Annotated in this window: 16 protein-coding genes, 1 tRNA gene and 1 riboswitch; of the genes, 7 read left to right on the top strand and 10 right to left on the bottom strand. The window is 40.7% G+C overall.

Annotated elements, in window-relative coordinates; translation table 11 throughout:
• The first annotated feature begins 169 nt into the window (after positions 1-169).
• Together Q1B03_RS08565 and Q1B03_RS08560 are read left to right on the top strand one after the other, a co-directional pair.
• On the top strand, positions 170-370 hold the full coding sequence (locus tag Q1B03_RS08565; protein WP_034763568.1) for a cold-shock protein: 201 nt from the start codon (positions 170-172) through the stop codon (positions 368-370).
• Positions 371-475: 105 nt separating this feature from the next.
• Positions 476-919 (top strand): SACOL1771 family peroxiredoxin, encoded by a 444-nt coding sequence (locus tag Q1B03_RS08560; RefSeq protein WP_299740371.1) that lies wholly within the window; start codon positions 476-478, stop codon positions 917-919.
• Positions 920-971: 52 nt separating this feature from the next.
• Here Q1B03_RS08560 and Q1B03_RS08555 read toward each other — a convergent pair whose 3' ends face one another.
• Positions 972-1,301: a DUF3243 domain-containing protein gene (locus tag Q1B03_RS08555; RefSeq protein WP_299740369.1), complete on the bottom strand. Its 330-nt coding sequence runs from the start codon at positions 1,299-1,301 to the stop codon at positions 972-974.
• Between the two features lie 171 nt (positions 1,302-1,472).
• On the opposite strand from Q1B03_RS08555, the gene Q1B03_RS08550 reads away from it, so the two are divergent.
• Positions 1,473-2,939 (top strand): aldehyde dehydrogenase family protein, encoded by a 1,467-nt coding sequence (locus tag Q1B03_RS08550; RefSeq protein ID WP_299740367.1) that lies wholly within the window; start codon positions 1,473-1,475, stop codon positions 2,937-2,939.
• 37 nt (positions 2,940-2,976) lie between these two features.
• Here the strand turns inward: Q1B03_RS08550 and Q1B03_RS08545 are convergent, their stop codons facing one another.
• Entirely contained in the window at positions 2,977-4,014 is a 1,038-nt protein-coding gene (locus tag Q1B03_RS08545; protein WP_299740365.1) for a ribonucleotide-diphosphate reductase subunit beta, read from the bottom strand.
• A 19-nt stretch (positions 4,015-4,033) separates the two neighbouring features.
• Entirely contained in the window at positions 4,034-6,280 is a 2,247-nt protein-coding gene (locus Q1B03_RS08540) for a ribonucleoside-diphosphate reductase subunit alpha (RefSeq protein WP_299740363.1), read from the bottom strand.
• 145 nt (positions 6,281-6,425) lie between these two features.
• Positions 6,426-6,607: riboswitch (cobalamin riboswitch) on the bottom strand.
• A gap of 668 nt (positions 6,608-7,275) precedes the next feature.
• Here Q1B03_RS08540 and Q1B03_RS08535 point away from each other — a divergent pair.
• Complete coding sequence (locus tag Q1B03_RS08535; protein WP_299740361.1) at positions 7,276-8,052, top strand: SurA N-terminal domain-containing protein; 777 nt, start codon at positions 7,276-7,278, stop codon at positions 8,050-8,052.
• Positions 8,053-8,178: 126 nt separating this feature from the next.
• Positions 8,179-8,355 (top strand): hypothetical protein, encoded by a 177-nt coding sequence (locus Q1B03_RS08530; RefSeq protein WP_181778144.1) that lies wholly within the window; start codon positions 8,179-8,181, stop codon positions 8,353-8,355.
• Between the two features lie 44 nt (positions 8,356-8,399).
• Here the strand turns inward: Q1B03_RS08530 and gndA are convergent, their stop codons facing one another.
• A complete protein-coding gene (gene gndA, locus Q1B03_RS08525) occupies positions 8,400-9,812 on the bottom strand; it encodes an NADP-dependent phosphogluconate dehydrogenase (protein WP_299740358.1) in 1,413 nt (470 codons plus the stop codon).
• A 162-nt stretch (positions 9,813-9,974) separates the two neighbouring features.
• On the opposite strand from gndA, the gene Q1B03_RS08520 reads away from it, so the two are divergent.
• Entirely contained in the window at positions 9,975-10,835 is an 861-nt protein-coding gene (locus tag Q1B03_RS08520) for a MurR/RpiR family transcriptional regulator (RefSeq protein WP_299740356.1), read from the top strand.
• Between the two features lie 46 nt (positions 10,836-10,881).
• On the opposite strand, the gene Q1B03_RS08515 is transcribed toward Q1B03_RS08520, so the two are convergent.
• The 4 genes from Q1B03_RS08515 to Q1B03_RS08500 form a co-directional block, all read right to left on the bottom strand.
• Positions 10,882-11,172, bottom strand: a complete 291-nt coding sequence (locus Q1B03_RS08515; RefSeq protein WP_299740355.1) for a nucleotide pyrophosphohydrolase — start codon at positions 11,170-11,172, stop codon at positions 10,882-10,884.
• A 95-nt stretch (positions 11,173-11,267) separates the two neighbouring features.
• On the bottom strand, positions 11,268-12,422 hold the full coding sequence (locus Q1B03_RS08510) for a thiolase family protein (RefSeq protein WP_299740353.1): 1,155 nt from the start codon (positions 12,420-12,422) through the stop codon (positions 11,268-11,270).
• Positions 12,423-12,436: 14 nt separating this feature from the next.
• The gene (locus Q1B03_RS08505; protein ID WP_299740351.1) at positions 12,437-13,582 is read right to left on the bottom strand and encodes an acyl-CoA dehydrogenase family protein; all 1,146 of its coding nucleotides are present in this window, start codon (positions 13,580-13,582) and stop codon (positions 12,437-12,439) included.
• Between the two features lie 114 nt (positions 13,583-13,696).
• On the bottom strand, positions 13,697-14,464 hold the full coding sequence (locus Q1B03_RS08500; RefSeq protein WP_299740349.1) for a 3-hydroxyacyl-CoA dehydrogenase: 768 nt from the start codon (positions 14,462-14,464) through the stop codon (positions 13,697-13,699).
• Between the two features lie 183 nt (positions 14,465-14,647).
• Between Q1B03_RS08500 and Q1B03_RS08495 the strand changes: the two genes are divergently transcribed.
• Positions 14,648-14,773: a hypothetical protein gene (locus Q1B03_RS08495; RefSeq protein ID WP_299740347.1), complete on the top strand. Its 126-nt coding sequence runs from the start codon at positions 14,648-14,650 to the stop codon at positions 14,771-14,773.
• 162 nt (positions 14,774-14,935) lie between these two features.
• Here Q1B03_RS08495 and Q1B03_RS08490 read toward each other — a convergent pair whose 3' ends face one another.
• Both Q1B03_RS08490 and Q1B03_RS08485 read right to left on the bottom strand, forming a co-directional pair.
• The gene (locus Q1B03_RS08490; RefSeq protein ID WP_034763533.1) at positions 14,936-15,136 is read right to left on the bottom strand and encodes a cold-shock protein; all 201 of its coding nucleotides are present in this window, start codon (positions 15,134-15,136) and stop codon (positions 14,936-14,938) included.
• Between the two features lie 745 nt (positions 15,137-15,881).
• Positions 15,882-15,953, bottom strand: a tRNA-Val gene (locus Q1B03_RS08485).
• Positions 15,954-16,139: the final 186 nt, after the last annotated feature.

Raw genomic sequence — 16,139 nt, 5'->3', positions numbered from 1 at the left:
TCCATCATTCGTTAGGGTTGCCTTTTATATGGTTACCTGATATTATGTAAGAGAATTATTTTTGTTCGGAATGGAAGGATAGACAAAGTTTTTAAAGCTTTTCGCCTTGAAGTTACATGAGCAAGAATAGTAATACAATTGTGTGGAGAACACACGAGGAGGTAACATTATGTTAGAAGGTACAGTTAAATGGTTTAACGCAGAAAAAGGTTTCGGATTCATCGAGCGCGAAGGTGGAGACGACGTGTTCGTACACTTCTCAGCTATTCAAGGCGAAGGATTCAAAACTTTAGAAGAAGGTCAAAAAGTTTCTTTCGAAATCGTTCAAGGAAACCGTGGCGACCAAGCTGCTAACGTTACTAAAGCATAATTTATGCTACCCAGGAAGACCCTACTCTGTAGGGTCTTTTTTCTTTGCCCTTATCTATTAAGGCGTTTACAATAGTCTTATCTTTAAAACTAGGAGGCTATAATTTTGACTCGACACTCTTTTCATATCACGACTGATTGGCCAGGTTTACGAAACGATGTAGGAACCTTGAGTTCAGAAAATTTACATATAAACATATCCATCCCTCCAGAAATGGACGGCCCTGGGATTGGAACAAATCCTGATGAAATGCTTCTGGGTGCTGCAGCTACATGTTATATCATTACACTAGCCGCAATGCTTGAACGAAGCCACATCGGGAAAACTGGCTTAACGATGACATCTGAAGGAATTGTAGAAGTGGAAAAAGGCGTTATTACGTACAAAGAAATCATTCATCGTCCTGTCTTGACATTAATCCCCTCCCATACAGAAAAAGACATCTCCCTCGCTAAAAAACTGATGATGAAAGCCGAGCAGTCTTGTATGATCACCCGTGCAATCAAGGGAAATGTCATTGTTAGTGTTGATCCCACCCTTCTTCTATAAAAGTCAGAAAAAAGGGCACCCAAGCGGATGCCCTTACTTATATTCAATTCGATTATGATTCAGCGTGAACAAGCTTCACTAACATATGGGAAAGCATATGCTGCTCTTCCTCGTTACCCGCTTTCCATAATTCATATAATAACTTCTCTTCCCTATTCTTTGGCTCTTCATGTGCAGCAAGATAGTCTCCCACTTTTTGGGCTGCCTTAGCTTGCTGCTCTTCATTCATCCCTAACTTATCCGCTAAGGAAACTTTATTACCTAAGTATTGTTTGAAATGATCAAAGTTTGAAAGGATATCCTCTTTTTTGTCCTGAGACATATTGTCTAACGTACTGTCAACTTTCGACTCCATTTTTTCTTCTGTAGAATGATTTGCCATGTAAAACCTCTCCTCTCATTCAATCTAGTATGTATATTCCCACTACCGGGAGAGTTAAACATTTATTTTCATATTTTTGGTAATGGAAGCTCCAACTCTCTGCTTCTTGTTTAAGCAATTTCTCCAGAGTGTATACAATAAAGTGGAACTGAATAATGAGGAGGACGAATCATGAATACACAATTTGATAAACTATTCATTAATGGAGAATGGGTAAAAGGAAGCAGTGAGAATATGATTCCCAATAAAAACCCATTCGATGATACAGAGCTTGTTTCCATTAAAGCTGCCAGTAAAGAAGATCTCGACACCGCATATAAATCAGCACAAAAAGCACAAGAAAGCTGGGCGAGGGAACTTCCTCAAGTAAAAAGAGAAGTGATGGAAAAAGCTGTTCGAGTCGTCGAAAACAATCAGGAGTTGATCATCGATTGGCTCATTAAAGAGTCTGGCAGCACATACATGAAAGCGGCAGGAGAAGTGAAGGTTTCCATTAATAGTATGAAGGAAGCGGCAACCTATCCTTACAGAATGGAAGGGAAAATCCTGCCTTCTCAGGTGCCCGGGAAAGAAAACCGTGTCTATAGAGAACCGCTGGGGGTTGCGGGAGTAATCAGCCCATGGAACTTCCCTTTCCATTTAGCTGTACGCTCAATTGCAACGGCTTTAGCAACCGGAAATGGTGTTGTGGTTAAACCAGCTACCCACACTCCTGTGACAGGCGGACTATTATTTGCGAGCATCTTTGAAGAAGCGGGACTGCCAAAGGGATTACTTAATGTAGTCGTCGGAAAGGGATCAGAAATTGGGGATGATATCGTCACTCATCCGATTCCACGTTTAATCTCCTTTACAGGTTCCACTGAGGTGGGACGTCGGATAGGTGAGCTCGCAGGAAAGAACCTCAAGAAGACTTCTCTTGAGTTAGGTGGGAATAACGTCTTTATCGTCTTGGATGATGCAAATCTTGATCAGGCTGTTGAATCTGCCCTATTCGGTAAGTTCTATCATCAAGGACAAATTTGCATGTCCATAAATCGGATCATGGTTCAAAGAGGCATTTACGATAAATTTATCGAAGCTTTTGTATCTCGTGTAAAAGAACTAAATGCAGGAGATCCTTCACATAAAACAACCCATATCGGTCCTTTAATCGATCAAGATCAAGTAGACCGCATTCTGAAGGATATTGAAAGCAGCAAGGAACAAGGAGCGGAAGTTGTATTAGGAGGCAACGCTGATAAACACTTATTGCAGCCTACCGTATTAACCCACGTCACAAACTCGATGCCGATCGCGAAGAACGAAATCTTCGGACCTGTGGCCGCAATCATACCTTTTGAAGATGAAGAAGAAGCGATTGTACTTGCCAATGAACATCCTTATGGGTTGAGCGGGGCTGTACATTCATCCTCCATTGAGAGGGCGACGAATCTTGCACACCAAGTACAGACCGGGATGATTCATATAAATGATGAACCTGTGAATGATGAGCCTCATATGCCATTTGGCGGAGAAAAGGATTCTGGTCTTGGCCGCTTTAACGGAGAATGGGCCCTCGAAGAGTTCACAACCGTCAAATGGGTTGCCGTTCAGCACAAGAGAAGAGACTACGGGCCATTTATTGAAGAGAGATAATAAGAAAAGCGAGTCTTGATGACTCGCTTTCTTGTCTTTATAGTTCATCGAACCCATTAGCATCTGATGTCTTGGTATATTGCCTTGATTTTTGTTCAAAGAAATCGGTCTTCCCTCTATCCACTTCCTGATAAGCAATGATCCATTTTAGAGGATTCGATTTATACCCTTGGAATGGTTCTTCAAAGCCTAACTGTTTGGCTCTTTTATTCGCCATGAACTTAATATAATCTTCAAGGTCGCTCATTAACAGCCCATCAACGTGAGATCCGATGATTTCCCTTCCCCACTCTATTTCCAGGATAGCTGCCTGTTTGAAAGCATCATGTCCAAAGTCGCGCAGCTCTTCCGTATGATAAGAGGGGTTCTCGTTCAGTACTTCTTTAAATATTTTTTCAAATAAGCCAACATGCAGCTGTTCATCCCGATTGATGTAATTAATCATCGTAGAGGTCGCCACCATTTTTTGATTTCTGGCCAAATTATAGAAAAAGGCAAATCCGGAGTAAAAGAACAAACCTTCTAGAATCACATCATAAATGATCGATTTTAATAGATTCGCAATGGTAGGAGATTCTACGAAGCCCTTATACCCATTCGTAATAAATTCATTCCGCTTCTTTAAGATTGGATCGTTCTTCCAGAAATCAAACACTTCATCCTGTTTCTTTTTTGACACGATACTCGATAATACATAGCTATAGGAATGATTGTGTACAACCTCTTGCTGTGCAAGAATGATCATCAGCGCATTTAAGCTGGAATCCGTCAGATAGTCTGCCACTTTACCGGCGTAATCTGTCTGCACACTATCAAGTAGAGCCAGTAAACCGATGATTTTTAAAAAGGACTCCTGCTCTCTCGATGAAAGATTCGGAAATTGTTTAATATCCTTTGCCATATTGATTTCAAAAGGTGTCCAGAAATTCCCGAGCATTCTCTTATATTTCGGATATGCCCATGAGAACCTGACATCATCCCAGTTCAATATATTCGAACTTTTCCCATTTACGATACCTGTTGATTTATTTGGTGCCTCTGAATCTATTAAGATTCGCTTCTTCAATCCATTCACGTTATCATCTTCCTCCCGGTTAGCTATGGCAGCTTTCACATTCTTCAAAATTCGAAACAGATGTTGATCGCACATAGTAGGTCGTTTTCAACCCTGACTTCCATGCATCTAAATGAAGAGATAATAACTCTATCGCCTTGATATCATTTCGCACATACAAGTTAAACGATATTCCCTGATCTATATGACGCTGTCTCTTCTCATTTTGTTTAATACTCCAGTGCTGATCTACGTTATAGGCCGTTTTGTAATACCAGGTTGTCTTAGGTGATAAATCAGGGGCTGTAACAGGAATCTTATAATCTTTCTTTTCTTCTGAGTACTCTAATCTGAACAAAGGATCTATACTTGCTGTGGATCCGGCTATGATCGAGGTGGATGAATTAGGGGCGACGGCCATTAAATATCCGTTTCGTATCCCTTTAGTAGAAACTTCCTCCCTGAGTACATTCCACCTTGGTCCTGAATATCCTTTTTTGGAAAAATACTCTCCGGTGGACCAATCTGAACCGCTGAAATATGGATAAGATCCTTTTTCTATTGCTAATTCATGACTGGCTTTAATCGTGTAATAGGCAACATCCTCGTATAAGGAATCACAATAATCAACGGCTTCATCGCTCTCCCATTTCAACCCTTTTAAAGCAAGAAGGTGATGCCACCCAAAGGTTCCTAATCCAATCCCTCTATAGCGCCTGTTTGTCAGTTGGGCTTGCAGGACTGGAAGTTTATTTATATCAATGACATTATCCAGTAATCTTACTCCTATGGACACCACTCTTTCCAGCTCATCATCCATTACCGTTTTAGCTAAAGAAACAGATGCCAGATTACAGACGACATAATCTCCCGGAGATTTATAGGTAATGATTTTCCCGTCCTTTATGACCTCTTCTTCCATAATGGTCGCACTCATATTCTGGGCGATTTCCGTACATAAATTACTGCAGTAAATCATCCCCTTATGCTGATTGGCATTTAGCCGATTGACTGTATCTCGGTAAAACATATAGGGTGTTCCCGTTTCAAGCTGGGAAATCATGATCCGCTTGAAAATTTCAATCGCTGGGACCACTTCCCTTGAAAGGTCAGGGTTTTCTACACACTCCCAGTACTTATCCCTGAACGAGCCTTCTCCATCCTTTTCGTCATAGTAATCTTCCAGTGAAAAACCCATGCCTATTTTCACTTCATGAGGATCAAATAAATACCATTCCCCTCTTTTCTCCACTTGCTCCATAAATAAATCAGGTAAGCTGACACCTGTGAAGAGGTCATGAGTACGCTGCCTTTCATCTCCATTATTTAATCGCGTATCAAGAAAAGGAAAAATATCCTTATGCCATACATCTAAATATACAGCGATTGCTCCTTGACGCTGGCCTAATTGATCAACCGATACGGCCGTGTTATTTAATTGCTTCATCCATGGAATAACACCTGAACTTACACCCTTGAAGCCTTTAATATCACTTCCTCTGCTTCGGACTTTCCCTAAATAGATACCCAGGCCTCCACCGTTTTTACTTAATGTGGAAACATCTGTATTGCTGTCATAAATGCTCCTTAAATCATCTGCCACCGTATCAATAAAACAACTTGATAACTGACCATGACTTTTCCCCGCATTGGCGAATGTAGGGGTGGCTACCGTCATATACAAATTGGATAGTGCCCAATACGCTTCCTGAATGAGCGCCATCCGCTTATCACGCGGTTCGTTCATAAAGAGAGTCATGGCAATGATCAATAATCGCTCTTGTGGTAATTCAAGAATCTTTCCATCATGGGATTTTGTTAAATACCGCTCTGTTAATGTGACGATCCCTATGTAAGTAAACAATTGATCTTTAGATGAATCCATGATCGTTGCCAGGAAGTCTATATCTTCTTTTGTATAAGATTCGAGCAGGGCTGACGTATATAATTTCCGATCAGTCAACTCGTGAATTGATTTATTAAAGGAACTGTATAACTTGTCTTTTTCAATTCCCCTGGAATTAGCAACTGTACGATAAAGGTTTTTTAAATAAAGTGTTGCAGCCACATAGGTCCAATCGGGTTCATGGGCAGAAATACGTTCAACTGCAGTGAGAATCATGAAATGATAAAGCTTTTCTTTACTCAGTACAGACTGTCCGTTAGCATACATAAAAATCTTTTCATCGAATTCTTTAAAATGGAGCTGTGGAAAACGACTGTGGAGACTTGTTATAATCTCCTCTGCTTCCACTATTAGTCGCTGCTCTTGTGATACGATTGACATAAATATTCCTCCCAATTTATACAGTGTGGATAGGATTCAAAAAAGCCCATCCTTCAGAAGGATGGGCCTAATATATACGGAGATATGTACATAGACTTAAAGCCTATTACAATCCTCGCTTTATCCTCCCAATTCCCGAAGAAGATAACACGTGAATAAATAAGGCAGGTCTCCTGACTCATGCTTCACCCTACTCTAAGGCCTTCCCATCGTATAAGACAGTGGCAGTTCCTTATTTCGTCAGCACTTACAGTTGCGGGGACAGCTCCGGATTCACACCGGATTCCCTTTTAAGTCCATTCAGACACCCTATTCACAGGTTATAATCAATATATTGTTAAAATCATCAAACATAACACTAAATGTTGTGTTCTGTATCATCATAAACGATTAAAAATGAATTTACAAGTGGAACTATTCACTTTGTTTAGAAGTTGAAATCTTTTAATAGTATCACTCTATTACACTCGTAAAGTCAAGAGTTGTAATAAGTTGAACAGAAGGAAGGATAAATCCTTCCTATGAAATATGCTTATAATTATTATTTTCCATGAAAAGAATAGGAGAAGATTGAATACAACCTTCAAATGGACACTAGTCAGCCGACACCTTCCTACATGTTAGTTGAAGAAAATGTTCCCACTCTCTATAATTCAAATAGAAGGTTGTTTGACAGTATTCTTTGGTCCCCAATATTTTTTATTGGCTGTTTAAATGGAGAATGAACTCGATTTAAACAGCCTCTTTTTTTTAGTTCGGCTTTAATGTATGTGAAAATCCTCTTACAATTTCATTTCTACCCGGGAGCTTTCAGTTCAAATGTAACCGCATACACAATAGTGAAAGAGGGACCATATAAGCAATTTAATGTATTTCAACCTTATTACAATCAATACTTTTCAGCTTAAATACTTTCTTTTTACGGTTTTTTCATTTAAAATGCGCATTAAGTGATTTTTTTCGAAATCACACCTTAGTTCTGAAAGGAGTCTATTATGAAAAAATTATTAACGACTTTACTATTAGCATTACTAACGATTGGACTAGCCGCTTGCGGTTCGAACGAGGAGAGCCAAAAACAAGCTGAAGATAAAGCGAAGACAGAAGAAAAAAGCGATGGACAGGCTCAAGAGGAGCAAGCTAAGCAGATGGAAGAAATGCAGAAGAAAATGGATGAACAAAAGGTTGAAAAAGATAAGATCGTTGCCATTGTAAACGATGAAAAAATTAAAGGTGAAGATTTCAACAACGTATTGACTCAATCACAAATGCAGTATCAACAAATGGGTCAAGACCCGACAAGTAAAGAGGCAGCAAAGAAGATAAAAGAACAAACTATTGATAGTCTGGTTGGACAAACACTCCTTATGCAGCAAGCCGATGAAAAAGGATATAAGGCATCAGAAGATGAAATCAATAAACAACTGGAAGAAGTTAAAAAGCAGTACGGTGATGAAAAGAAGTTTGAAGATGCAATGAAAAAAGCCGGATTCACGATGGATGAGTTAAAAACTCAAATCGCTGAAAACATCAAATACACAAACTACGTTGAGAAAGAAATCAAAGTAGAAGAAGTCTCTGAAGAGGAAATGAAGAAGTTTTACGATCAGTACGCAAGTCAGCAAGGTCAGGGTGAATCAAAGGATGCACCAAAATTTGAAGAAGTTAAACCTCAGATCAAGACTCAGTTAGAACAACAGAAAAAACAAGAAAAGCTTGTTCAACACGTAGAAGATTTAAAGAAAAATGCTAAAGTCGATGTAAAAATCTAAAGCACCATTGTAGAAAGCCACCTGTATAGATAGGTGGCTTTCTTATGTTCTATTCCTCCCCGATGTTTTCCTCTCATCAAGAAGGGTATTGTACAACAACGACTCATTAAGGGAGGATGAAAGATAATGACAAAGAGAGCCAATGACAATCCAGAACAAATCAATAAAGATCATGACGGCATTCTTGATCAGCATGAAAGTGAGCAGAATGTGGACCCAATTCCCCTCGATGACTTAAAAAAAGAGCAGCGGGACGAGAAAAATAAACATCATACGAAAGATGACTCATCAAGCAAAGAATAATACGTTAATCAAAAGCCCTGTGGGATTCCCACAGGGCACTCTTCTTATTTAGATAACCAATCCGTATGGAATGTTCCTTCCTTATCCACTCGCTGATACGTATGGGCTCCAAAATAATCACGTTGGGCTTGAAGGAGGTTGGCAGGGAGTGACTCTGAGCGATAGCTGTCATAATATGCTAAAGCACTCGCTAGACCTGGTACAGGGATACCTAATTTAATGGCTGTAGCCACCACTTCTCTCGCTTCCTCCTGATAGTTTTCTACGATTTCCTTGAAATATGGATCAAGAAGTAAATTCGTTAATCCCGGTTCACGATCATAGGCTTTCTTGATTTCTTCCAGGAAGCCTGCACGAATGATGCATCCACCTCTGAAAATCATGGAAATCTCGCCGGGCTTCAGGTTCCAGTTATACTCATCCGAAGCAGATTGAAGCTGGGCGAAACCTTGTGCATAGGAACAAATTTTGCTTAAATAGAGAGCTTTACGAATCATTTCGATAAACTCTTCTTTGTTACCGGAGAACGTTTTATTCTTCGGCCCTTTTAAAATCTTGCTTGCTTTCACACGTTCTTCCTTCATGGCAGAGATGAAACGGGCAAACACAGACTCAGTAATGATTGATAATGGTACACCTAATTCCAGTGCAGAAATACTCGTCCATTTCCCAGTACCTTTTTGTCCTGCTGTATCCAGGATCACTTCAACAAGGGGCTTTCCTGTTTCTTCATCCACCTTGGTAAAGATATCCGCCGTGATTTCAATCAGGTAGCTGTCCAGCTCCCCCGCGTTCCATTCTTTGAATATCTCATGCAGCTCTGTTGCATTTAAACCTAAGACATTTTTCATGAGATAATACGCTTCACAAATAAGCTGCATATCACTGTACTCAATTCCATTATGGACCATTTTCACATAATGGCCAGATCCGTCAGGACCGATATATGTACTGCACGCGTCGCCTTTAACCTTTGCAGCAATCGCTGTTAAGAAAGGCTCGATTAAGTCATAAGCTTCCTTCTGACCGCTAGGCATAATAGCAGGACCGTATAAAGCCCCCTCTTCACCGCCGGAAACTCCTGCTCCAATGAAGTTGATCCCTTTCTCACCCAGCTCCTTATTTCGGCGAATCGTGTCTTCAAAGTATGTATTTCCTCCATCAATCAGTATATCCCCTTCATCTAAGTGAGGAAGTAAAGATTCAATGGCTTTATCGGTGATGTTACCGGCCGGAACCATGATTAATATTTTTCTTGGTGTTTCTAATGACTGGACGAATTCTTTTACATCGTGAGTTCCGACCATTTTCTTCCCTGTATGCTCTTCAAGGACTTCTCTAACCTTCTCATCAGATACATCATATATAGAAACTGAATAGCCTCTGCTTTCGAAGTTTAAGGCCAAACTCTTTCCCATCACTCCAACACCGGCAACCCCTATTTGTTGTTTTGTCATCTATTGATCATTCCTTTCAAATCGAGTAAATATATTTTCACCGTATATATTATAATACGAAATAAATTTCCCGTGGTGGATTTTTATGAAATAATATTTTTTTATTTTGTTATTTAGGTTAAAATTATTTTCATCAGTATCTAATGTATAAGGAGGTTATTCATGAATACCGATGATAATGTACAGCATTGCTTGCCACGAATCCGTTCCCATTACTCACAATTCAGTGAAAAAGAAAAGATGATTGCAGATTTTATTATTGCTAATCCTGAAAAAATTATCCACTCTACCATTAGTGGTGTAGCAGAGGACCTGGGGGTTGCAGACGCTACAGTCTTCCGATTCTGTAAGCGATTAGGCTTTAAGGGCTACCAGGCTATGAAAATTTCCCTGGCTTCTGACCTTGTAACGCCAATTAAAGATATTCATGAAACGATCAATGAGGAGGACTCTGAAGGAGTTATTGCCCAAAAAGTGTTCCGTTCTAATATTAGGACCCTTGAGGATTCTTCCCGTATGCTGGACGAGGGAATGTTCACGAAAGCCGTTCAAGGGATGCTGAGTGCCAGAAGAATTGAATTTTACGGAACGGGTGGATCTGGCTTTGTTGCCATGGATGCTCATCATAAGTTCCTTAGAACCGGGATGACCACTACGGCTTACAATGATTCTCATATGCAGCTTATCTCAGCTTCTCAATTAACAGAAGAAGATGTGATTGTATTTATCTCTCATTCTGGATCGAACAAAGATCTATTGGAAGTGTTGGACGTAGCGAAGAAGAATCGGGTAACGACCATTGCCATTACTCACTTGGCCAAATCCCCTTTGAGCAACGGGGTCGACATTCCTCTTTTTACAGTATCTCAAGAAACCGAATATCGATCTGAAGCACTTGCTTCAAGAATCAGTCAGCTCAGTATTGTGGATGCCCTCTACGTCAACACCATGATGAAAAGAAAAGAACTGTCGAAAGACTCTTTGCTAAAAATGCGTGACGCGATTTCCATTAAGAAAATATAGTAAGAAGTAAAGGGACGTACCTTTACTTAAGGTCCGTCCCTCATCATTACTTCGGATACTTCAGGGCATTCTTTTCAAGCTTTTTATACACCTCTTCTTCTAAGTCGATATCCATTTTATCAGCCAGTTGGACTAAATAAATCAGGACATCAGCCATTTCTTCTTTAATATTTTGATGTGTCGTTTCCACTGCTTCCCGGCTTGTTTTCCATTGGAAATTCTCCAGGAGTTCATTTGCCTCTAGTGAAATGGAAATGGCCAAATCCTTTTCGTTGTGATTGGCATCCCAGTTTCGTTCATCCCTGAATTCAATGATTTTTTCATACAGTTGTTTCATCTTGTCTCACCCATTTGCCTATGATCTTTTACCACTTCTTAACTATAACACGGGTGGCACAAAGATTGTGACAGGGAAAACCGACTTTCTTGAGCTTAAACTTCCAGTCTTTCAATGATTGTTGCATTTGCCATCCCATGGCCTTCACACATCGTTTGAAGGCCGTATCTTCCTCCAGAACGCTCCAGCTCATACATCATGCTTACCATGATGCGTGCTCCGCTGGCGCCTAATGGATGCCCCAGGGCGATCGCCCCCCCGTTTGGATTCAGTTTGGAAGGGTCGGCTCCTATCTCTTTTAACCAGGCAAGGGCAACAGGTGCGAATGCTTCATTCACTTCGAATATATCTATTTCCGCCAATGACAATCCTGCTTTCTCCAGGGCTTTCTTCGTTGCAGGTATAGGTCCGGTTAACATGAGGGTAGGATCAGACCCGACCACCACGCGGGTATGAACCTTAAATCTTGCCTTCAACCCTAATTCTTCAGCTTTCTCACGAGTCATTAAAAGAAGTGCGGCAGCCCCATCACTAATTTGACTTGCATTACCTGCATGAATGATACCATCTTCTTTAAATGCAGGTTTTAAATTTGAAAGCACATCCATCGACGTTTCCTTTCTTGGTCCTTCGTCTTTAGAAAACGGAATTACAGTTCCATCCGGAAGGTTAACCGTCAACTCATATATTTCCCGGTCGAAATAACCAGCCTCTTGAGCTTTTAACGCCTTTTGATGACTTAAAAATGCGAACTGATCAAGCTCTTCACGACTGAATCCGTACTCTTCAGCAATCCGTTCTGCAGATAAACCCTGGTGGATGATTTCGTGTTGACCTCTAAGTTTTTCACTAAAGGGAGCACCCTGATAGTTTGAACCGATTGGCGTTCTTGACATATTCTCCACCCCGCCAGCGATCACGATATCCATGTCGCCGGAAAGAATGGCTTGTGACGCAAAATGGACAGCCTGCTGGCTCGAGCCGCATTGTCGGTCGATTGTCGTACCAGGCACTTCGATTGGAAAACCGGCAATCAATGCAGCCACCCTGGCAATATCACCAGCCTGCTCACCTGATTGAGTAACACAGCCTAATATGACATCATCGATAAGCCCAGGGTCAATCCCGGCTCTCTTCACTAACCCATTCAGCACTTCCCCAGCTAAATCATCGGGCCTCATATCTTTCAACGAACCCTTTCGTCTGCCAACCGCAGATCGTATTCCTTCTACGATAACAACCTCTCTCATCCTGCTCTTCCTTTCTATAATCCAAGATTCTTCGCTATGATCACTTTCATGATCTCATTTGTCCCTGCATAAATACTGGCAACAGGAATATCCCTGTATCTTCTCGCAATTTGATACTCTTCCATGTAGCCGTATCCACCATGAAGCTGCATGCATTCAGTCGCGATTTGCCTTGCCATTTCAGTCAATTTATATTTGGCCATGGAAACCTTCGTCACGACATCTTTCCCATCCATATGTTCGGCGATCAAACCATCGAGGAATACCCTGCCCATCTCAATATCCGTCGCCATTTCCGCTATCTTAAATTGTGTATTCTGAAATTCACCAATTGCCCTTCCGAACGCTTGACGGCTTTTCACATAATCCATCGTAAGAGAGAACATTTCTTCTGAAGCAGTCTGAGCAGCAATCGCTACGATAAGACGTTCTTGCTGGAGCTTATTCATCAGATATTGAAATCCTTTGCCCTCTTCCCCAATCAAATTATCTTTCGGCACCTTGCAATCCTCAAAGATCAGCTCGGCTGTATCTTGACAGTGCAAACCAACTTTCTCAAGCTTCCTTCCCCTGGAGAATCCGGGTGCATCCCTTTCGATAGCCAACAAACTAATACCCTTGTGAGGCGGACTGATAGTGGTATCTGTTTTACATGCCACAATCACTAAATCCCCCTGTATACCATTTGTGATGAAGGTCTTTTGACCATTCACAATATAGTGGTCCCCCTCAAGCTTAGCCGTCGTTTTAATCCCGGCTAAATCAGATCCTGTACCAGGTTCTGTCATGGCAATGGCGGTTATCATGTTTCCACTCGTGCATTCAGGAAGCCACTTTTTTTTCTGTTCCTCACTTCCATATTCAGATATATACGGGACTACAATGTCACTGTGCAATCCTATCCCGATCAGACCAGAACCCACCCGTTCCAATTCTTCATTGATAATGACGGAAAATCCCCAATCCACTCCGCTTCCACCGTACTCTTCGTCAACGTCGGGACAAAGAAACCCTTTTTCTCCCATTTTCACCCAAAACGACCTGGGCACCATTCTGTTTTTCTCCCAATCATCATAAAAAGGATAAGCTTCTTTAAGTAAAAATTTTCGAAGTGCCTGCCTGAATATGCTATGATCCTCCGTTAAATAAGGATGTTTCATACTTACTCGACCTCTTTTCATACGGGATGCCCTTTATTAAGCGTTTTCATTTACATGAAAATGAATGAACATGCATTCACTTAGTGGTTTACATTTCCCCATAGTTTCAAATGGTTACTTAGGCTGCATTCTAATCGCCCCGTCCAATCGGATCGTTTCACCGTTCAGCATTGGATTTTCGAGTATACTCTTCACTAATTGAGCATATTCAGAAGGGTAACCGAGCCTTGGGGGAAAGGGCACCATTTTCCCAAGCGAATTTCTTGCTTCATCCGGCAGAGTGTCAAACATCGGGGTATGAAATAACCCTGGCGCAATCGTCATGACTCTGATACCATCCCTTGCAAGCTCCCTGGCAATCGGAAGTGTCATCCCGACCACTCCCCCCTTTGATGCACTATAAGCAGCCTGACCGATTTGCCCGTCAAATGCCGCAACTGAAGCTGTATTGACGATAACTCCTCTTTCCCCATGCTCGTTTGGAGTATTTCCCATCATCCTCTCTGCAGCCAAACGAATCACATTGAACGTACCAATTAAGTTAATCTCAATTACCTTGGAAAAGCGATCAAGAGAGTGAATCCCTTTTCTTCCAACCACTTTCCCTGGTGGAGCAATCCCTGCACAATTCACTACTGTATTAAAACCGCCAAAAGCCTTTATCGACCCTTTCAAGGCTTTTAACACCTGATCTTCCTTTGTAACGTCTGTTTTATAAAATCCAATGGATTCTCCATACTCCTCTTTCAAGGCAGTTGCTCTCTCTTCATTGAGATCCAGTATATACGCCTTACCACCTTCCTCAATGATCCTTCTTACTGTAGCTTCCCCCAGTCCGGATGCACCACCTGTCACTAAGGCGACTATTTCTTTCATTTCCACTATCAATCCCTCCACTCATGTAAAGCATATATTATAATTTTAGCGTTGTATGGAGAAAAAAGATATAATGTTTTTAAAATTCTGTCTACTCAAAACCCCTTCCCTTACTTACCAAGGATAACGAAATATCACTTGTAAAGAATAAGAATGAAACAACCATTAACAATTTAGGAGGAAACAACGATGACTAATAAAAATGATAATCGTGAACGAAAAAATAAATACCCAAACAACAAAAAAAGCGATACTGAATTCTCGAAAGAACTCAATATTCGCAGTGAAATGACAAAGAAAGATTTAGGAAAATAAATAGCAGGAAATGTGAAGGAAGCTGTTTTTACAAGTGTCCGGTTTCATTGGGGCATACCCGACTGACGTGCATCGGTTCTTTTATTTAGCCCGGGTCATTTAAATATCTCCATAAAAAAACAGACTCACGAATGAGTCTGTTTTTGGAGTTGTAAAGTTAGATTATGCTTTACGTACGTTAGCTGCTTGTGGTCCACGAGCACCTTGTTCTACGTCGAAAGATACTTCTTGACCTTCGTCAAGAGATTTGAAACCTTCACCTTGGATCGCTGAGAAGTGTACGAATACGTCGTCTCCACCTTCTACTTCGATGAATCCGAAACCTTTTTCTGCGTTAAACCATTTTACTTTACCATTTTCCATGTTTGTTGCCTCCTAAAGTGCGTTACACACAATGTATTACTATTCTTGCGATATCAGGTGAAAACCAAATCTTGTTCTTCCCTCGTATACCGGACAAAAATAATTCTTCTATAGAATAACAGTAATGAAACAAATAAGCAAGTTCTTCAAGGAGAAGTTTTGAAAGTCAGACCTCTTGAGACAAACTTCCCCCATCAAAGGGTTTCTTGGTATGACTAATGAATACTGCCCTTATGCCCTTTAAAGCGCTAACAATATTTTTATCAAGATTTATCACTAATGGGAGTCTAAAATGCAGGGTAACCTGTGGTATAATAAGAGAATATGAAAGGGAGTGCCCAATGAAATCCACAAAAAATCGGTTTAGTAATGGCGCAATGGTTACGATAAAGGAAACTGGCGAAACAGTGACAATATTGAAATGGCAATACGTTAAAAACATGAAGCGATACTCATATATCGTAAAAGAACATCCCGGCACGTTTTATTTTGAGGAAGAATTAGAAGTCAATTAAAAGAATTGATCATATCATAATATGATTTTGGCAAGGACTCTTACGTGAATTCCAACAGAGTCCTTTTTACTTGCCTCTTTTCACAATATTTGTGGTAGTTGATTTCCGCTGCAGGAAGCTCGCTTTCCTCGGCGCTGACCTTTAACTCTGAGAGTTCTTTATAAAAGACTGATCTACATATAAAAGAAGAAAGCCTGCACCTTAAATAAGGTGCAGGCTTTCTTTATGTATGACCTGTGAGGGATTCGAACCCACGACCCCTTCCCTGTCAAGGAAGTGCTCTCCCACTGAGCTAACAAGTCGCAATGGAAGGTATATATTAAATTATAGTCATAATGGGAAAAATGTCAATCATTTTTTTGTTCTATACATTTTTCTTCTGGGAATCCATGTATAGAAGAACATTCGTTCGCATATACTATGAGTATACTTCCAGGAGAGGAGTTCAAAAATGTATACGGTATTACATCGCTCATTCATGGACCAAC

This window comes from uncultured Rossellomorea sp. (assembly GCF_947488365.1).
Taxonomy (GTDB): Bacteria; Bacillota; Bacilli; order Bacillales; family Bacillaceae_B; genus Rossellomorea.
The sequence above is the reverse complement of the archived record's forward strand: the minus strand, read 5'-3'. Positions and strand labels throughout refer to the sequence as shown.